Source organism: Streptomyces sp. NPDC001980 (assembly GCF_040296885.1).
Lineage (GTDB): Bacteria > Actinomycetota > Actinomycetes > Streptomycetales > Streptomycetaceae > Streptomyces.
Genome location: NZ_JBEOYD010000023.1, coordinates 72,100 through 88,082 on the forward strand (window position 1 = coordinate 72,100; position 15,983 = coordinate 88,082).

13 protein-coding genes are annotated in these 15,983 nt (G+C 72.9%); 7 read left to right on the plus strand and 6 right to left on the minus strand.

Features of this window, described 5'->3' with window-relative positions; translation table 11 throughout:
- Positions 1-75: 75 nt before the first annotated feature.
- Positions 76-2,592 carry a flippase-like domain-containing protein gene (locus tag ABT137_RS30500; RefSeq protein ID WP_351714324.1) on the plus strand — a complete coding sequence of 839 codons (2,517 nt, stop codon included), beginning with the start codon at positions 76-78 and terminating at the stop codon, positions 2,590-2,592.
- Between the two features lie 26 nt (positions 2,593-2,618).
- Here the strand turns inward: ABT137_RS30500 and ABT137_RS30505 are convergent, their stop codons facing one another.
- The 3 genes from ABT137_RS30505 to ABT137_RS30515 form a co-directional block, all read right to left on the minus strand.
- Complete coding sequence (locus ABT137_RS30505) at positions 2,619-3,212, minus strand: DinB family protein (protein WP_351714325.1); 594 nt, start codon at positions 3,210-3,212, stop codon at positions 2,619-2,621.
- Between the two features lie 150 nt (positions 3,213-3,362).
- The gene (locus ABT137_RS30510; protein WP_351714326.1) at positions 3,363-5,744 is read right to left on the minus strand and encodes a Tex family protein; all 2,382 of its coding nucleotides are present in this window, start codon (positions 5,742-5,744) and stop codon (positions 3,363-3,365) included.
- Between the two features lie 313 nt (positions 5,745-6,057).
- Positions 6,058-6,927, minus strand: a complete 870-nt coding sequence (locus tag ABT137_RS30515) for an SCO6745 family protein (protein WP_351714327.1) — start codon at positions 6,925-6,927, stop codon at positions 6,058-6,060.
- A gap of 136 nt (positions 6,928-7,063) precedes the next feature.
- Between ABT137_RS30515 and ABT137_RS30520 the strand changes: the two genes are divergently transcribed.
- Both ABT137_RS30520 and ABT137_RS30525 read left to right on the plus strand, forming a co-directional pair.
- The gene (locus ABT137_RS30520) at positions 7,064-8,065 is read left to right on the plus strand and encodes a GlxA family transcriptional regulator (RefSeq protein ID WP_351714328.1); all 1,002 of its coding nucleotides are present in this window, start codon (positions 7,064-7,066) and stop codon (positions 8,063-8,065) included.
- A gap of 7 nt (positions 8,066-8,072) precedes the next feature.
- A complete protein-coding gene (locus ABT137_RS30525; RefSeq protein WP_351714329.1) occupies positions 8,073-8,723 on the plus strand; it encodes a DJ-1/PfpI family protein in 651 nt (216 codons plus the stop codon).
- Here the strand turns inward: ABT137_RS30525 and ABT137_RS30530 are convergent.
- Complete coding sequence (locus ABT137_RS30530) at positions 8,695-9,450, minus strand: enoyl-CoA hydratase/isomerase family protein (RefSeq protein WP_351714330.1); 756 nt, start codon at positions 9,448-9,450, stop codon at positions 8,695-8,697. The genes ABT137_RS30525 and ABT137_RS30530 overlap by 29 nt on opposite strands.
- A gap of 267 nt (positions 9,451-9,717) precedes the next feature.
- On the opposite strand from ABT137_RS30530, the gene ABT137_RS30535 reads away from it, so the two are divergent.
- Positions 9,718-10,212: an ATP-binding protein gene (locus ABT137_RS30535; RefSeq protein ID WP_351714402.1), complete on the plus strand. Its 495-nt coding sequence runs from the start codon at positions 9,718-9,720 to the stop codon at positions 10,210-10,212.
- A gap of 27 nt (positions 10,213-10,239) precedes the next feature.
- Here ABT137_RS30535 and idi read toward each other — a convergent pair whose 3' ends face one another.
- Positions 10,240-10,833 (minus strand): isopentenyl-diphosphate Delta-isomerase, encoded by a 594-nt coding sequence (gene idi, locus ABT137_RS30540; RefSeq protein WP_351714331.1) that lies wholly within the window; start codon positions 10,831-10,833, stop codon positions 10,240-10,242.
- A gap of 203 nt (positions 10,834-11,036) precedes the next feature.
- Positions 11,037-11,978 (minus strand): cation diffusion facilitator family transporter, encoded by a 942-nt coding sequence (locus ABT137_RS30545; RefSeq protein ID WP_351714332.1) that lies wholly within the window; start codon positions 11,976-11,978, stop codon positions 11,037-11,039.
- Between the two features lie 424 nt (positions 11,979-12,402).
- On the opposite strand from ABT137_RS30545, the gene ABT137_RS30550 reads away from it, so the two are divergent.
- Genes ABT137_RS30550 through ABT137_RS30560 form a run of 3 tightly spaced genes read left to right on the plus strand, consistent with a single transcriptional unit; the run spans position 12,403 to position 15,970 of the window.
- Complete coding sequence (locus ABT137_RS30550) at positions 12,403-14,172, plus strand: DUF5941 domain-containing protein (RefSeq protein WP_351714333.1); 1,770 nt, start codon at positions 12,403-12,405, stop codon at positions 14,170-14,172.
- Entirely contained in the window at positions 14,169-14,921 is a 753-nt protein-coding gene (locus ABT137_RS30555; RefSeq protein WP_351714334.1) for a phosphocholine cytidylyltransferase family protein, read from the plus strand. The genes ABT137_RS30550 and ABT137_RS30555 overlap by 4 nt, the downstream gene beginning before the upstream one ends.
- Entirely contained in the window at positions 14,909-15,970 is a 1,062-nt protein-coding gene (locus ABT137_RS30560; RefSeq protein WP_351714335.1) for an iron-containing alcohol dehydrogenase family protein, read from the plus strand. Before ABT137_RS30555 ends, ABT137_RS30560 begins: the two co-directional genes overlap by 13 nt.
- Positions 15,971-15,983 lie beyond the last annotated feature (13 nt).

Here is a 15,983-nt window from a genome sequence, read left to right on the forward strand (position 1 = left end):
CGTCCGGGCGAGCCGGACCTGTGCCCGAAGGAGCGCGCGCATGGGCCGTCCTCGCAGCCTCGCCGGAGGCGGGGCATGACCGACCGGCACGGCATGTTGCTCTCCTCCGACCTCGTGGGCGAAGCCGGGACGGGCGGGGCGGCGCCCACCGTCGACGCCCCGCCGCCCCGGGACGTGCGGCGCGCGGCCGACCTGCTGCGGCTGCTGGTCTCCCTGGCCGCCCTCGCGCTGACGGTGCTGGTGGCGGTCGCCACCCGGGACTTCGCCCGCAGGGCGCAGCAGGGCCTGCTCACCGCGGCCACCGCGCTGCCACCGGCCCTGCGCGACGCACTCGTCGGCACGGTGCAGGCGGTCGCCATGCTCGCACCGCTGGCCGCCCTGGTCGTCCTCGTCGTACGGCGCCGGTTCGACGCGGTGTCGAGGGTGCTGCCCGCCGCGGCCCTGGGCGCGGCCGTCGGCTGGACGCTCACCCGTCTCGCGCTGGCCGAGAGCAGACCCGAGCTGTGGCCGGAGGTCCTCGTCGGCCGTGGCGGACTGGTGCACGCGGGCTGGCCGTCGGCGGTGTACCTGGCGGCCTGCGCGTCCGCGGTCGTCGCCGCGGGCCCCTGGCTGGCCCGGCCGTGGCGGCGGGCGCTGTGGGCCCTGACCGCCGGCTGCGCCGCGCTCGGCGCGCTGGCCGCCTCGCTCGTCCCGCTGGACGCGTTCGGCGCCCTCGTCGTCGGCGGCGCCGCGGGATCGGCCGTCCTCCTCATGGCCGGCGGCCCGCCCGACCGCCCGCCGGCCCAGGCCGTCGCCGACGCCCTCGTCGCCTGCGGGATCCCCCTCGCCACCCTCCGCGAACTGCCGCCGGACCGCCAACTCCCCGGCGAGGGCGTCCTCTACGACGCCGAGACCGCCGAGGGCGCGCAGCTGACCGTACGCGCCCTCGCCGCCGAGGACCGGGGCCGCGACCTGTTCCACCGGCTCGCCCGGCGCGTCCTGCTCCGCCACCCGGCCGACCCCGGTGAGCAGACGCCGCTCGGCGCCGCCGAACACGAACTGCTCATGCTGGTCTTCGCCGCCCGCACCGGCGCCAGGGTCGCCGACCCCGTCATCGCCTACCCGGTGACCGGGGGCGGCGCGGTCCTGGTGACGGTCGGGCACGGCGCCCGCCCGCTGTCCGCGCTCTCCGACGAGGAGCTGACCGACACCCTGCTCGGCGCGGCGTGGACGGCCGTGGCCCGCATCCACGAACACCGCCTCGCCCACCGGGCGTTGCGCCCCGAGCACATCCTGGTCACACCGGGCGGCGACACCCGCCTCACGGCGTTCGCGCGGGCCCAGCTCAACGCCCCGCCCGAGACGCTGGGCAGCGACCTCGCCGAACTGCTCGCCACCACCGCCGTACGCGTCGGACCGGCCCGCGCCACCGCCTGCGCCCTGACCGGCCTCGGCCCCGAACGGCTCGCGACCGCCCTGCCGTACCTCCAACCGCTCGCCCTGCTGGGCCCCGCCCGCCGCGCGGTGGCCCGCTACGACCAGGCCCGCGCCCGGGAGGTCACGGCGGGCACCCGGCGCCGCACGCTGCGCCCCGGCGGCCGGCCGAACCTCATGCACGACCTGGCCGCAGAGGTGCGCCGCGCCTGTGACGTGCCGGCCGCCAAGGCAGCCCCACTCGCCCGGTTCACCTGGAAGAGCGTCCTGGGCCTGGCCGGCGCCTTCCTGGTGCTCCACCTCGTGCTGCCGCAGCTCGCCAACGCCCCGGCCGCACTCCGTGCGCTGCGCGACGCCAACTGGTGGTGGCTGCTCGCGGTCGTGCCCGTCACCTTCGTCTCGCAGGGCTTCTCGACCTGTCTGCAACTGGGCACCATCCCAGGGCGTCTGCCCTTCCGGGCCACCTACCAGGTGCAGTTCGCCAGCTCCTTCCTGAACCGGATCACCCCGGGCAACGTCGGCGGGATGGCGCTGAACCTGCGCTATCTGCAGAAGACGGGGGTCGAGACCGGCGCGGCGACGGCCTCCGTCGGGCTGCAGAGCCTGGCCGGCGCGGTCTCCAACGTGGTGGTCGCCACCGTGTTCTTCGCCGCGGCCGGACAGCGCCACGGCGGCGTGCACCTGGACCTGCCCGTCGGCAAGTACACCCTGCCCGCGATCGTCCTCGTGCTGGCCGCCGGAGGGCTGCTCGGGCTGACCCCGCCCGGACGGCGCTTCCTGCACGAGAAGGTGTGGCCGTTCCTGCGCGCGGCGGGCACGACGCTCACCGGGATCGCCGCCGACCCCGCCAAGCTGGCCCTCGGGGTCGTCGGCATGCTCGGCCTGCCCCTCGTCCAGATCGTCGGGCTCGCTCTCAGCCTCCACGCGCTCGGCGGCGACCTCCCCTTCGTCCAGCTCGGCGCCGCGTTCATGGCAGCCCGCCTGCTCGCCAACGCGGCGCCGGTCCCCGGCGGCCTCGGCGCCCTCGAAGCGGGCCTCATCGCGGGCCTGACCGCCCTCGGCGTACCGGCAGGCCCGGCCACCTCCGCGGTCCTGGTCTACCGGCTGCTCACGTTCTGGCTGAACGTCCCGTTGGGCGCGGCCGCGTTGGGGTTCGTGCAGCGGCGCGGGTATGTGTGACGGGGCCGCGGCCCGTCGTCTCCCGTTCACCGGCCGCCCCGCCCAGCCTCCTCCGCCGCCCGCTCGACCCGGTCCCGGTGCTCGGCCCAGGCCGCCGTGTCGCCGGGCGCCATGTTGGCGCCGTCCGCCCGCTGCCCCGTCGCGCCGTCGACGAGCTCACGCACGATGTCGGCGTGACCGGCGTGCCGCTGGCTCTCGGCGACCATGTGTGTGAGGACGCGGTGGAGGGTGATCTCCTTGGGCGGGTCGACGGGCAGCTGCCCGACCGCGTCGAGGGCCAGAGCGGCGATCGTCTCGTCCGAGTGGGCCCAGACCCGCCGGTACACGCCGACTGTCTCCTCACGCGTCTCGTCGGCCCGCGCCCACAGATCTCCGTTGGGTTCCGTGTCTCCGGTGAACCACAACTGCGGTGCCCCGTCGAAGGGCCGCCCGAACGTCGCCCCGAAGTACCAGGCCTCGGCACCGGCGAGATGCTTGACCAGCCCCAGCAGATTCGTACCCGTGGGAGTCAGCGGCCGCCGAATGTCGTACTCGGACAGCCCCTCCAGCTTCCACAACAGCACGTCACGGGCGTCCTGGAGATACGTCTGAAGATCGGCCTTGAAGTCTGATCCAGTCATGGCACCAGTCTCCGGAACGACGGATCTTCATCCACCGAATGTGGCGCACGAGAACACACCGGCAGGCGGAACGCGCCCCTTCAGGGGCGCGGGAACTGCGCGACCGGCCACAACGGACCCGCAGCGACCCACGCCCCCCGGCAGGTGCGGCTAGCGCTTCCCGTCCTTCCCGCCCAGCAACCCGGCCCGGCGCAGCGCATCGGCCATCGCACTGTTCGCCGGCGGCGTCGCCGACGCCTGACGGGCACCGCCGCCCTGACGCTGCTGCTGTTGCCGCTGCTGCGGCGGACGCCCACCGCCACCCCGCTGCTGTTGCTGGCGGCGCTCACCGCCGGAGGCCGCCGCCTCGTCGTCCAGCCGCAGCGTCAGCGAGATCCGCTTGCGCGGGATGTCCACGTCGAGGACCTTCACCTTGACGATGTCACCGGGCTTCACCACGTCCCGCGGGTCCTTGACGAACGTCTTGGACATCGCGGAGACATGGACCAGACCGTCCTGGTGCACACCGACGTCGACGAACGCGCCGAAGGCCGCCACGTTCGTGACAACCCCCTCCAGGACCATCCCGGAGGACAGGTCGGAGATCTTCTCGACGCCCTCCTTGAAGGTGGCCGTCTTGAAGGCCGGACGCGGGTCGCGCCCCGGCTTCTCCAGCTCCTTGAGGATGTCGGTGACGGTCGGCAGACCGAACGTCTCGTCCACGAAGTCCGTCGGCCGCAGCGAGCGCAGCGCCCCCGTGTTGCCGATGAGCGCGGCCACCTCCTGGCCCGACGTCTTCACCATCCGCCGTACGACGGGGTACGCCTCGGGGTGGACGCTCGACGCGTCCAGCGGGTCGTCGCCGCCGCGGATGCGCAGGAAGCCCGCGCACTGCTCGTACGCCTTCGGGCCGAGCCGGGCCACGTTCTTCAGCTGGCCGCGGGAGGTGAACGGGCCGTTGGTGTCGCGGTGGGCGACGATGTTCTCGGCGAGCCCGGAGGTGATGCCGGAGACCCGGGAGAGGAGCGGGGCCGACGCCGTGTTGACGTCCACGCCCACGCCGTTCACACAGTCCTCGACCACCGCGTCCAGCGAGCGCGACAGCTTCACCTCGGACAGGTCGTGCTGGTACTGGCCGACGCCGATCGACTTGGGGTCGATCTTCACCAGCTCCGCGAGGGGGTCCTGGAGCCGGCGGGCGATGGACACGGCGCCGCGCAGCGACACGTCCATGTCGGGCAGCTCCTGGGAGGCGAAGGCGGAGGCCGAGTACACGGACGCGCCGGCCTCGGACACCATCACCTTGGTGAGCTTCAGGTCCGGGTGCTTGGTGATGAGCTCACCGGCGAGCTTGTCGGTCTCGCGGGACGCCGTGCCGTTGCCGATCGCGATCAGGTCGACCGTGTGCTCCTTGGCGAGCCGGGCCAGCTTGGCGATCGCCTCGTCCCACTTGTTGGCCGGGACGTGCGGGTAGATGACGTCGGTGGCGACCACCTTGCCGGTGGCGTCGACGACGGCGACCTTCACGCCGGTCCGGAAACCGGGGTCCAGGCCCAGCGTCGCCCGGGTGCCGGCCGGGGCGGCGAGCAGCAGGTCGCGCAGGTTCGCCGCGAAGACGTCGACCGCCTCGTCCTCGGCCGCCGTACGCAGCCGCAGCCGCAGGTCGATGCCGAGGTGCACGAGGAGGCGGGTGCGCCAGGCCCAGCGGACCGTGTCCGACAGCCACTTGTCGGCCGGCCGGCCCCGGTCGGCGATCCCGAACCTGTGGGCGACGATCCCCTCGAACGAGGACGGGCCCTCGGTCGGCTCCTCCGGCTCCAGGACGAGGTCGAGGACCTCCTCCTTCTCGCCGCGCAGCATCGCCAGGATGCGGTGCGAGGGCAGCTCGGTGAACGGCTCGGCGAACTCGAAGTAGTCGGCGAACTTCGCGCCCGCCTCCTCCTTGCCGTCCCGCACCTTCGCGGCGAGCCGGCCGCGCACCCACATGCGCTCGCGCAGCTCGCCGACGAGGTCCGCGTCCTCCGAGAACCGCTCGGTGAGGATCGCCCGGGCACCGTCCAGGGCTGCCTGCGGATCGGCGACACCCTTGTCGGCGTCGACGAAGGCGGCGGCCGCCGCCAGCGGGTCCACCCCGGGATCCCCGAGCAGCCCCTCGGCCAGCGGCTCCAGGCCGGCCTCCCGTGCGATCTGCGCCTTGGTCCGCCGCTTCGGCTTGTACGGCAGGTAGATGTCCTCCAGCCGCGCCTTGGTCTCGGCGCTCCGGATCTGCGCCGCCAGCTCGTCGGTGAGCTTGCCCTGCTCCCGCACCGACTCCAGGATCGCCGTCCGCCGCTCTTCAAGCTCCCGCAGATAGCGCAGCCGCTCCTCGAGCGTGCGCAGCTGCGCGTCGTCGAGCATCTCGGTCGCTTCCTTGCGGTAGCGGGCGATGAAGGGCACCGTCGAACCGCCGTCGAGCAGCTCCACGGCAGCCTTGACCTGCCGCTCCCGTACGCCGAGCTCCTCGGCGATCCTGCCTTCGATGGACCCTGGAACCAGGGACCCGGGTGTCGTCACGATCCCGTACCGCCTTCTCCACTGAGGTTGCGCCGCAATTGTGGCAGGTGACACCGACAACCGGGCCCCAGGGCGCCGTTCCGCGACACGGACTCTGCCCGATTCCCCCGCACACCCGAAAAACCACCCGCACACCTGAATGAATCAGGCGAACGGATCCCCGCCCCCTCGATCACCCGCTCCCTACGATCCGTCCGCCTCACCCGATCCGCCGCAACGGAGCTCAGCCCCGACGGCGCCGTCCAGCGGTGCCGTACCGGCCGCGCCCCCCGAGACGCCCCCGAGAGGACCCCCGCCCCGGCCCCCGGCTGCGTCAGCCCTTGCCGAGAAGATCCGCGGGAAACGCCCCCGCGGCCACCGCCGCCCTCGCGAAGCCCGCCGCCAGTTCCGTCAGCCGGGCCACCCCGTCGGCCCCCAGGTGCTCGTACGGTGCCCGGTCCAGGCGGTCCGTCTCCGTCTCGATGTCCGCCCGCAGGGCCACCCCCGCCTCGGTCAGCTCGCCCGCCGCGTCGAGCAGGCCGCGCTCCCGCAGCCGGTCCACCGCCGCGTCCCAGTCGTCCTGGCTCCAGCCACGCGTGGCGAACACCCACTTCGGGGTCATGCCCTTGCCGGTCGCCGTGTGCGTCACCACCGCCTCCAGCCCGTCGAGACCGGCCGCCAGCAGCGCCGCGAGGTGTCCGTCGCCGCGGTGCTCGCGCAGCAGCGTGCCCGCGTACCAGTAGGCGAGGTGGGGCTCCCGGGGCACCGGCAGGTCCGCGTTGGCGGCGTACAGCGGGCGGCCGGAGCGCGAGCAGGCCTCGGTGGCGCGCAGCGCGAGCCGCGCGGCCTCGGCCATCCCGTCGGAGCCCACCGCGTCCGCGCCGAGCAGCCGCCGCATCGACGCGTCGACGGCACGCGCGCGTGCGGCGAGGACGTCCTTCGGGGACGCGGTCTCCCAGACGGCCGGCACGTGCCGGGCCACCAGCTCGTACTTGTAGTTGTAGAACGTCGCCGTCACCGTGCCGGCCCCGACCGGCCCCAACGCGGCCGCCCGCACCGCGAAGTTGACGGCCCGCGGATGGGTCACCCCGAGCGCGGCCAGTTCCTCGGCCAGCTCGGGGCTGAAGAAGTGGGTCGCGTGCAGGGAGTTGAGCAGGGTGTGGCAGCGGCGGCCGGCGCGCGGCTCCAGGACGGGGGTTGTCATGGCGGCACGCTACTTACTGGTTGGTACGGACTTCCAGTGTCCGGACCGATGCCGGGCCCGTACTCCGTCCGGCATGGCAGGAAAGGTGGGCTGCTCGTCATTGCGGCCATCTGCGGACCGGCCAACAATCGATGACATGGCGCAGCGAACCGTTCTCGTGGTCCTCTTCGACGGCGTCCAGAGCCTCGACGTCACCGGCCCCGTGGAGGTCTTCACGGGCGCCGAGACCCACACGCCGGGCAGCTACCTGATCCGTACGGCCTCCCTGGACGGCGCTGCCGTGCGCACCTCCAGCGGGCTGACCGTCGTACCGGACCAGGCGCTGGCGGACGCGTCCGACCCGCACACCCTGCTCGTCCCCGGCGGTCAGGGCACCCGGCGGCCCGACCCGGAGCTGGTGGCGTGGCTGCGGGCGCACGGGCCGCGCGCCGGGCGGCTGGTCTCCGTCTGCACCGGCGCCATCCTGCTCGCCGCCGCCGGGCTCCTGGACGGACACCGGGCGACCACCCACTGGGCGTACTGCGAGAAGCTGGCCCGCGACCATCCCGCCGTCGACGTCGCCCCCGACCCGATCTACGTCCGGGACGGTCACGTCGCCACCTCGGCGGGTGTCACCTCCGGCATCGACCTCGCGCTCGCGCTGGTCGAGGAGGACCTCGGCCGGGACGTGGCGCTCACCGTCGCCCGGCACCTGGTGGTGTTCCTGCGCAGACCCGGCAACCAGGCCCAGTTCAGCGCCCAGCTCGCCGCCCAGACCGCACAGCGCGCACCGCTGCGGGAGGTCCAGCTGGGGGCACCTCCCACGCCCTTAAGGCAGTGGGGGAGGATCACCGAGCACCCGGACGACGACCTGAGCGTCGAGGCCCTGGCCGCCCGGGCCGCGCTCTCGCCCCGCCACTTCGCCCGCGCCTTCCAGACCGAGACCGGGACGACGCCCGGCCGCTACGTCGACCGGGTCCGGGTGGAACACGCCCGCCGGCTCCTGGAGGACACCGGCGACGGCGTCGAGGAGGTCTCCCGCGCCAGCGGCTACGGCACGCCCGAGGCGATGCGCCGCGCCTTCCTCAAGGCCCTCGGCACGACCCCCGCCGAATACCGGCGCAGGTTCAGCCCAGCGCCCGTCAGCCAACCCCGTTAGGAGAGCCATGCAGTTCGCGATCGTCCTCTACGACCGCTTCACCGCCCTCGACGCCGTGGGGCCGTACGAGACCCTGGGCCGGCTCCCGGACTCCGAGGTCGTCTTCGTCGCCGAGGAGGCCGGCCCCGTCCGCACCGACAACGGGAACCTCGCGCTGATCGCCGAGAAGACCTTCGCCGAGGTGCCGCACCCCGATGTCGTGGTTGTCCCCGGCGGCCCCGGCCAGACCCCGCAGATGACGAACGAGGTCCTCCTCGACTGGATCCGCACCGCCGACGCCACCAGCACCTGGACGACCTCCGTGTGCACCGGCTCCCTGCTGCTCGCCGCCGCCGGCCTCCTCGAAGGGCGCCGCGCCACCTCGCACTGGCTGGCCCTCGACGAACTGCGCAAGTACGGCGCCGAGCCGACGGGGGAGCGGGTCGTCGTCGACGGCAAGTACGTCACCGCGGCCGGCGTCTCCGCCGGCATCGACATGGGCCTCACCCTGCTCGGCCGGATCTCCGGAGACGCCGTCGCCCAGGCCGTACAGCTCGGGATCGAGTACGACCCCCAGCCGCCCTACGACGCGGGCTCCCCGCAGAAGGCGCCCGCCGAGGTCGTCGACCTGCTCCGCTCGATGAGCCGGTTCATCCTCGGGGCGGAACTGCCCACGTGAACCGCGGCTGACGGCGCTCCAGGAACGCGGCGACGCCCTCGGCGGTGTCGCCGCTGCCGCGTGCCTGCTCCGCCCAGTGCGCGTCCCGGTCCGTGCGGCCGTTCGCGAACTCCTTCGCCGCGGCCTGCGTCAGCTGCGAGCGGGCGGCCAGGATCCGGGTGAACTCGGCCACCCGCTTGTCCAGCCCGCCCTCCGGCAGCACCTCGTCGACCAGACCGGTGCGCAGCGCCCGCTCCGCGTCGATCAGCTCGCCGGAGAAGAGCAGGTACTTGGTGGTGGCAGGGCCGACGAGGGACACCAGGCGGCGGGTGGAGGCGGCCGGGTAGACGATGCCGAGCTTGGCCGGTGTCACCCCGAACAGCGCGCCCTCCTCGGCGAACCGCAGGTCGCAGGCGGCGGCGAGTTGCGAGCCGCCGCCGACGCAGTGGCCGCGCACCGCGGCCAGGGTCGGCTTGGGGAACGCGGCGAGTGCCTCCTCGGCGGCGACGGCGAGGGACTGTGCCTCGGCGGGGGAGCCCTGGAGGGTGGAAATGTCGGCGCCGGCGCAGAAGGTGCCGCCCTCGCCGGTGAGGACCAGGGCCCGCACGGCGGGGTCGGCGGCGAGGCCGTCGAGGAGCGGCGGGAGGGCGCGCCACATCTCCGCGGTCATCGCGTTGCGTTTGGCCGCGTTGCCCATGACTACCGTGGCAACGGCTTCTTCGACCCGGTGGGTGAGGCGGGGCTCCATGGGCGGGATGCTATAGGCGCGCGGCTGCCGTGCCCCCAGGGGGCTGCCGTCGTATCCCGCGGAAAGTTCTCATACCCGTACAACCCGAATAGTTCGCGAAATCGGCATCGGGGAGGGCAAGAGTCGCCGCTCAACTGACCTTGTCATACGCCAACGGTCAGATCCGCTCGATATTCGCTGACTTGTGTTCAGTCATCCGGGCCGGAGCGGGTCGTTACCAACACTCGACGTGTGGTGACAATCGAGCGCGAGGGTGGCGACCGGACGATGGAGAACCACGGGCGTGGGCACGACCCGCGTCCAGAGGGAGGCGGCGCTGCGCCGCCGGATCCGCTGCCGTACGAAGGAGTCTGGCGGTTCACCGCCGCCGCCGTGGACGCCTCGGTCCCGCAGGCGCGCCGCGCCGTCCGGGACCTGCTCCAGCGCCAGGGCGTCCCGGTCTCGGAGGACCTGGTGTACGGGCTGTTGCTGATCGTCTCCGAGCTGGTCACCAACGCGGTCAAGCACGCGGCGCTGCTGTCGCCGGTGCTCGCCGTCGAGGTCGCCGTCGGCGCCGAGTGGGTGCGGGTGTCGGTGGAGGACAACCACCCCTACCGCCCGACCGCCCTGGAGGCCGACCACGGCCAGACCGGCGGCCGGGGGCTGCTGCTGGTGCGGGAGGTGGCCCGGGAGGCGGGCGGGGTCGTGGACGTGGAGCACACGTCGAGCGGCGGCAAGGTGATCTGGGCCGCCCTGCCGCTCAAACCCGCGACGCTGCCGTGAGGCCTCGCGAAGGCCTGGTGAGGATTCTCACCAGCCGGCGGACGGGCCCGTCAGTTCCCTGATCGCCGGGCGGGCCGCGTCCAGCACGGTCATGAACCACGACGAGAAGGGGTCCTGGGCGTGCCGCTCGGTCAGCTCGGCGGCCGTCACGAAGACGGTCGCCTCGACCTCCTCCGGGTCCGGCGCGAGCGGCGCCTGGACCATGCCGACGAACAGGTGGTTGAACTCCTGCTCGACGAGGCCGGAGGCCGGGTCCGGGTGGTTGTAACGGACCGTGCCCGCCTCGGCGAGCAGCGACGGGGAGACCCCCAGCTCCTCGAAGGTCCGCCGGGCGGCCGCCGCGAAGGGCGCCTCACCGGGGTAGGGGTGGCCGCAGCAGGTGTTGGACCACACGCCGGGGGAGTGGTACTTGCCCAGGGCCCGCTGCTGGAGCAGCAGTCTGCCGTGCTCGTCGAAGAGGAAGACGGAGAACGCCCGGTGCAGCTGCCCGGGCGGCTGGTGCGCGGCCAGCTTCTCCGCGGTGCCGATGGTCACACCCTTCTCGTCGACGAGTTCGAGGAAAATCGCGTCTGCGGTCCCTTCCGACGTGCTGTGCGTCGCGGTGGCAGGTGTGATCGGCATACCCATCCTTCGCCTCGGTCTTCGCACCAAGTCTGCCGTACGAATCCGACACTCCCGGCACTTCCCGGCACGGGCACGCCGGAAGAGGGACCCGGTAGTTGATCGTGCCCTACCGGTGCCGGAGGGAACCGTCCGGGGGTCTCGAACACAAGGACGCCGGGGGAGTGCGGAGGGCTGCGTTCCGGTGTCCGGCCGTGCCGGGGTCAGTGGCAGAGCCGGGCCTCGTGCTCCGCGTGCCCGCCCGGCTCCAGCTGGAAGGTGCAGTGCTCCACGTCGAAGTGGTGGCCCAGACAGCCCTGCAGCTCGTGCAGCATCTTCTCGTGGCCGATGGCGCTCAGCACGTCCGAGCGGACCACCACGTGCGCCGACAGCACTGGCATCCCCGAGGTGATCGTCCAGGCGTGCAGGTCGTGGACGTCCTCCACGCCGTCAAGGGCCAGGATGTGCGACCGTACCTCCGCCATGTCGACGTCCCGCGGCGCCGCCTCCAGCAGGACGTCCAGGGTCTCGCGCATCAGCTTCAGCGTCCTCGGCACGATCATCAGGCCGATGACCAGCGAGGCGATCGGGTCGGCCGCCTGCCAGCCGGTGGTCAGGATCACCACGGCCGAGATCAGCACCGCCAGCGAGCCCAGCGCGTCGGTCGCCACCTCCAGGAAGGCGCCGCGCACGTTCAGGCTCTCCTGCTGGCCGCGCACCAGCAGCGTGAGCGAGATCATGTTCGCGACGAGGCCGATCAGACCGAACACGATCATCTGGCCGCCGTGCGTGTCCGCGGGCGTGAGGAACCGCTGGACCGCCTCGTACAGCACGTAGCCGCCGACCACGAGCAGCAGCAGGCAGTTCGCCAGGGCGGCGAGGATCTCGGCGCGGGCGAGGCCGAAGGTGCGGTTGGTGCTCGCCGGGCGGTTGGCGAAGTGGATCGCCAGCAGGGCCATGCCGAGGCCCAGCGCGTCGGTCGCCATGTGGGCCGCGTCCGCGATCAGCGCGAGCGAGTCGGCCAGCAGACCGCCGGCGATCTCGACCACCATCACCCCGAGGGTGATGGCGAGCGCCACCCTGAGCCGCCCGCGGTACGCCGCCGCGGCCGTGCCGGTGGGCGGCGCGTGGCTGTGCCCGTGGCCGTGGTCGTGCCCTGCCCCCATGAGATACGCCTCCTGTGTTCGCCCGGGATCACAGTGAACTACGGGTGGGGGGTATCCGGCAACGCGGCACTGAACACCGTTGTCATGTGCCCTGACCTGCGGAAACGAACCCCAGGTCAGGGCAGCCTCAGTTACCCGCCGTGCCGGACCGGACCCCCCGCGTGGCCGGTCGCGAGGCCGCGGACCGGTGTCCCCAATGCCCGTTCTGTGAGCGCCATTTGTGGGCCGGGGCCCGGATCGCGGATGATGATCTCGGCAAAGGCAGGGGCAGAGCGGGTCGACCGTGCCGTTAACGGCCGGTGAACAAGCAGTCCTCACCATCCGATAACCTCTGCCGAATGCCGTCCGGGGGCCACCAGGCACACCGCGCCCCACCACGCAGCAGACCGGCGCACATACGCCGGCACCCAGGGAGTGAGTTCGGTTGTCGACCGCCATCGTCACCGGTCCGCCGGTGCCCGGATCGTCACTGGAGAGCGATCTGCGGGCGCTCGGCTTCGAGGTGCGGGCGGCGTCGGACACCGCGGAGGCCGAGGCCCTGCTCACGGCCGTACCCGCCGACCGGCGCGTCGCCGTCGTCGACGCCCGCTTCGTCGGCCATGTGCACGCCCTGCGCCTCGGCCTCACCGACCCCCGTTTCCCGCTCGCCGCGATCCCCGGCGCCGTCACCGCCCAGCCGGGCGCCCGGCCGGCCCTGGCCCGGGCGCTGGCCCGGGAGGCCGCCGCGGGCGGCGGCACCGCCCTCGCCGTCGACGGCCTGGTCACCGCCCTGGACGCCGACGTCCACCGCCCCGAGCTGGGCAGCCTGGTCGCCGCCGTCCCCGCCGACCCGCAGGCCCGCAACGAGGCACGGCAGGCCGTCGCCGCCGTCGACGACGAGGCCGTACGCCTGAAGTCGGCCGTGAAGTCCCGGGACGGCTTCTTCACCACCTTCTTCGTCAGCCCGTACTCCCGGTACCTCGCCCGCTGGTGCGCCCGCCGCGGACTGACCCCCAACCAGGTCACCACCGCCTCGCTACTCACCGCCCTGATCGCGGCGGCCTGCGCGGCCACGGGCACCCGGATCGGCTTCGTCGCCGCGGGCGTCCTGCTGCTCTGCTCGTTCGTCCTGGACTGCACCGACGGCCAGCTCGCCCGGTACTCCCTGCAGTACTCCACCCTCGGCGCCTGGCTGGACGCCACCTTCGACCGGGCCAAGGAGTACGCCTACTACGCCGGCCTCGCCCTGGGCGCCGCCCGCGGTGGCGACGACGTATGGGCCCTCGCCCTCGGCGCCATGATCCTGCAGACCTGCCGGCACGTGGTCGACTTCTCCTTCAACGAGGCCAACCACGACGCCACCGCCAACACCAGCCCCACCGCCGCGCTCTCCGGCCGGCTCGACAGCGTCGGCTGGACGGTCTGGGTGCGCCGGATGATAGTGCTGCCCATCGGCGAACGATGGGCACTGATAGCCGTCCTCACGGCCGCCACCACCCCGCGGATCACTTTCTACGTGCTGCTGGTCGGCTGCGCCTTCGCCGCCACGTACACCACGGCCGGGCGGGTGCTGCGGTCGCTGACCCGGAAGGCGAAGCGGACGGACCGGGCGGCGCAGGCGCTGGCGGACCTGGCGGACAACGGCCCCCTCGCGGGATTCGTGTCCCGCACCGGCGGGCCTACCCCGCTCGGCCACCCGCTCGTGCTGGCGCTCGCCGGAGTGGCGGTTCTCACCGCCTCCCTCTTCTCCGGGGTGACCTGGGCGCCGGTCGTGGGCGCGTTCGTCTACGCCGTCGCCTCCGGCCGGGCCCTGGCCGGCCCGCTCAAGGGCGCCCTCGACTGGCTGGTCCCGCCCCTCTTCCGGGCCGCCGAATACGGCACCGTGCTCGTCCTCGCAAGCAAATCCGGGGTGAACGGAGCCCTTCCTGCGGCTTTCGGTCTGGTGGCCGCCGTCGCCTACCATCACTACGACACGGTGTACCGCATCCGCGGCGACGCCGGGGCGCCGCCGGCCTGGCTGGTACGTGCCGTCGGGGGGCAGGAGGGGCGGACGCTGCTCGTCACCGTCCTGGCCGCGGTGCTCACCGCCGCGCAGTTCAAGGCCGCGCTCACGGTCCTCGCCGTGGTCGTGGCCGGGCTGGTGCTCGTCGAGAGCATCCGCTTCTGGGTGTCCGCAGGGGCGCCCGCCGTACACGACGAAGGAGAACCCGCATGATCGGCCTCGTGCTGGCGGCCGGCGCCGGACGGCGTCTGCGCCCCTACACCGACAGCCTGCCCAAGGCGCTGGTGCCGGTGGGGCCTGCCGGGATAGAGGACTCGATCACGGTGCTCGACCTGACCCTGGGCAACTTCGCCGAGATCGGCCTGACCGAGGTCGCGATCATCGTCGGCTACCGCAAGGAGGCCGTCTACGAGCGCAAGGCGGCCCTTGAGGCCAAGTACGGGCTCAAGCTCACCCTCATCGACAACGACAAGGCCGAGGAGTGGAACAACGCCTACTCCCTGTGGTGCGGCCGTGACGCCCTCAAGGACGGCGTGATCCTCGCCAACGGCGACACCGTGCACCCGGTCTCCGTCGAGGAGACGCTGCTCGCCGCCCGCGGCGACGGCCGGCGGATCATTCTCGCCCTGGACACCGTGAAGTCCCTCGCGGACGAGGAGATGAAGGTCGTCGTCGACGCCGACAAGGGCATGACGAAGATCACCAAGCTGATGGACCCCGCCGAGGCCACCGGCGAGTACATCGGCGTCACCCTCATCGAGGGCGACGCCGCGCCCGAGCTGGCCGAGGCGCTGAAGGCGGTCTGGGAGACCGACCCGCAGCAGTTCTACGAGCACGGCTACCAGGAGCTGGTCAACCGCGGCTTCCGCATCGACGTCGCGCCGATCGGCGACGTCCGGTGGGTCGAGATCGACAACCACGACGACCTCGCCCGGGGACGGGAGATCGCGTGCCAGTACTGACCCGGCTGATCCCCTCGCCGGTCGTCGTCGACATCCGCCCGGGTGCCCTCGACGACCTGGCCGGGGTGCTCGCCGACGAACGCATCTCGCACTCCGGCCGGCTCGCCGTCGCCGTCAGTGGCGGCTCCGGCTCCAAGCTGCGTGACCGCGTCTCGCCCAGCCTGCCCGGCGCCACTTGGTACGAGGTCGGCGGCGGCACTCTCGACGACGCGATCCGGCTGGCCGGCGAGATCAAGGCCGGCCGCTACGACGCGGTCGTCGGCCTCGGCGGCGGCAAGATCATCGACTGCGCCAAGTTCGCGGCGGCCCGGGTGGGCCTGCCGCTGGTCGCCGTACCGACGAACCTCGCGCACGACGGCCTGTGCTCGCCCGTCGCCACCCTCGACAACGACGCGGGCCGCGGGTCGTACGGCGTGCCGAACCCGATCGCGGTCGTCATCGACCTCGACGTCGTCCGGGAGGCCCCGGCGCGCTTCGTGCGCTCCGGCATCGGCGACGCCGTCTCCAACATCTCGGCGATCGCGGACTGGGAGCTGTCCCACCGCGTCACCGGCGAGAAGATCGACGGTCTGGCGGCCGCCATGGCGCGCCAGGCCGGCGAGGCGGTGCTGCGCCACCCCGGCGGCATCGGCGAGAACGACTTTCTCCAGGTGCTCGCCGAGGCGCTGGTGCTCAGCGGCATCGCCATGTCGGTGTCGGGCGACTCCCGCCCGTCCTCCGGCGCCTGCCACGAGATCAACCACGCCTTCGACCTGCTCTTCCCGAGGCGTGCCGCCAGCCACGGCGAGCAGTGCGGGCTCGGCGCGGCCTTCGCGATGTACCTGCGCGGAGCCCACGAGGAGTCCGTGTACATGGCCGATGTGCTGCGCCGGCACGGACTGCCGGTGCTGCCGGAGGAGATCGGCTTCACTGTGGACGAGTTCGTCCGGGTCGTCGAGTTCGCCCCGGAGACCCGGCCCGGCCGCTACACCATCCTCGAACACCTCGACCTCAAGACCCACCAGATCAAGGACTTCTACGTCGACTATGTCAAGGCCATCGGTAGCTGAACTCCGTCCGGTC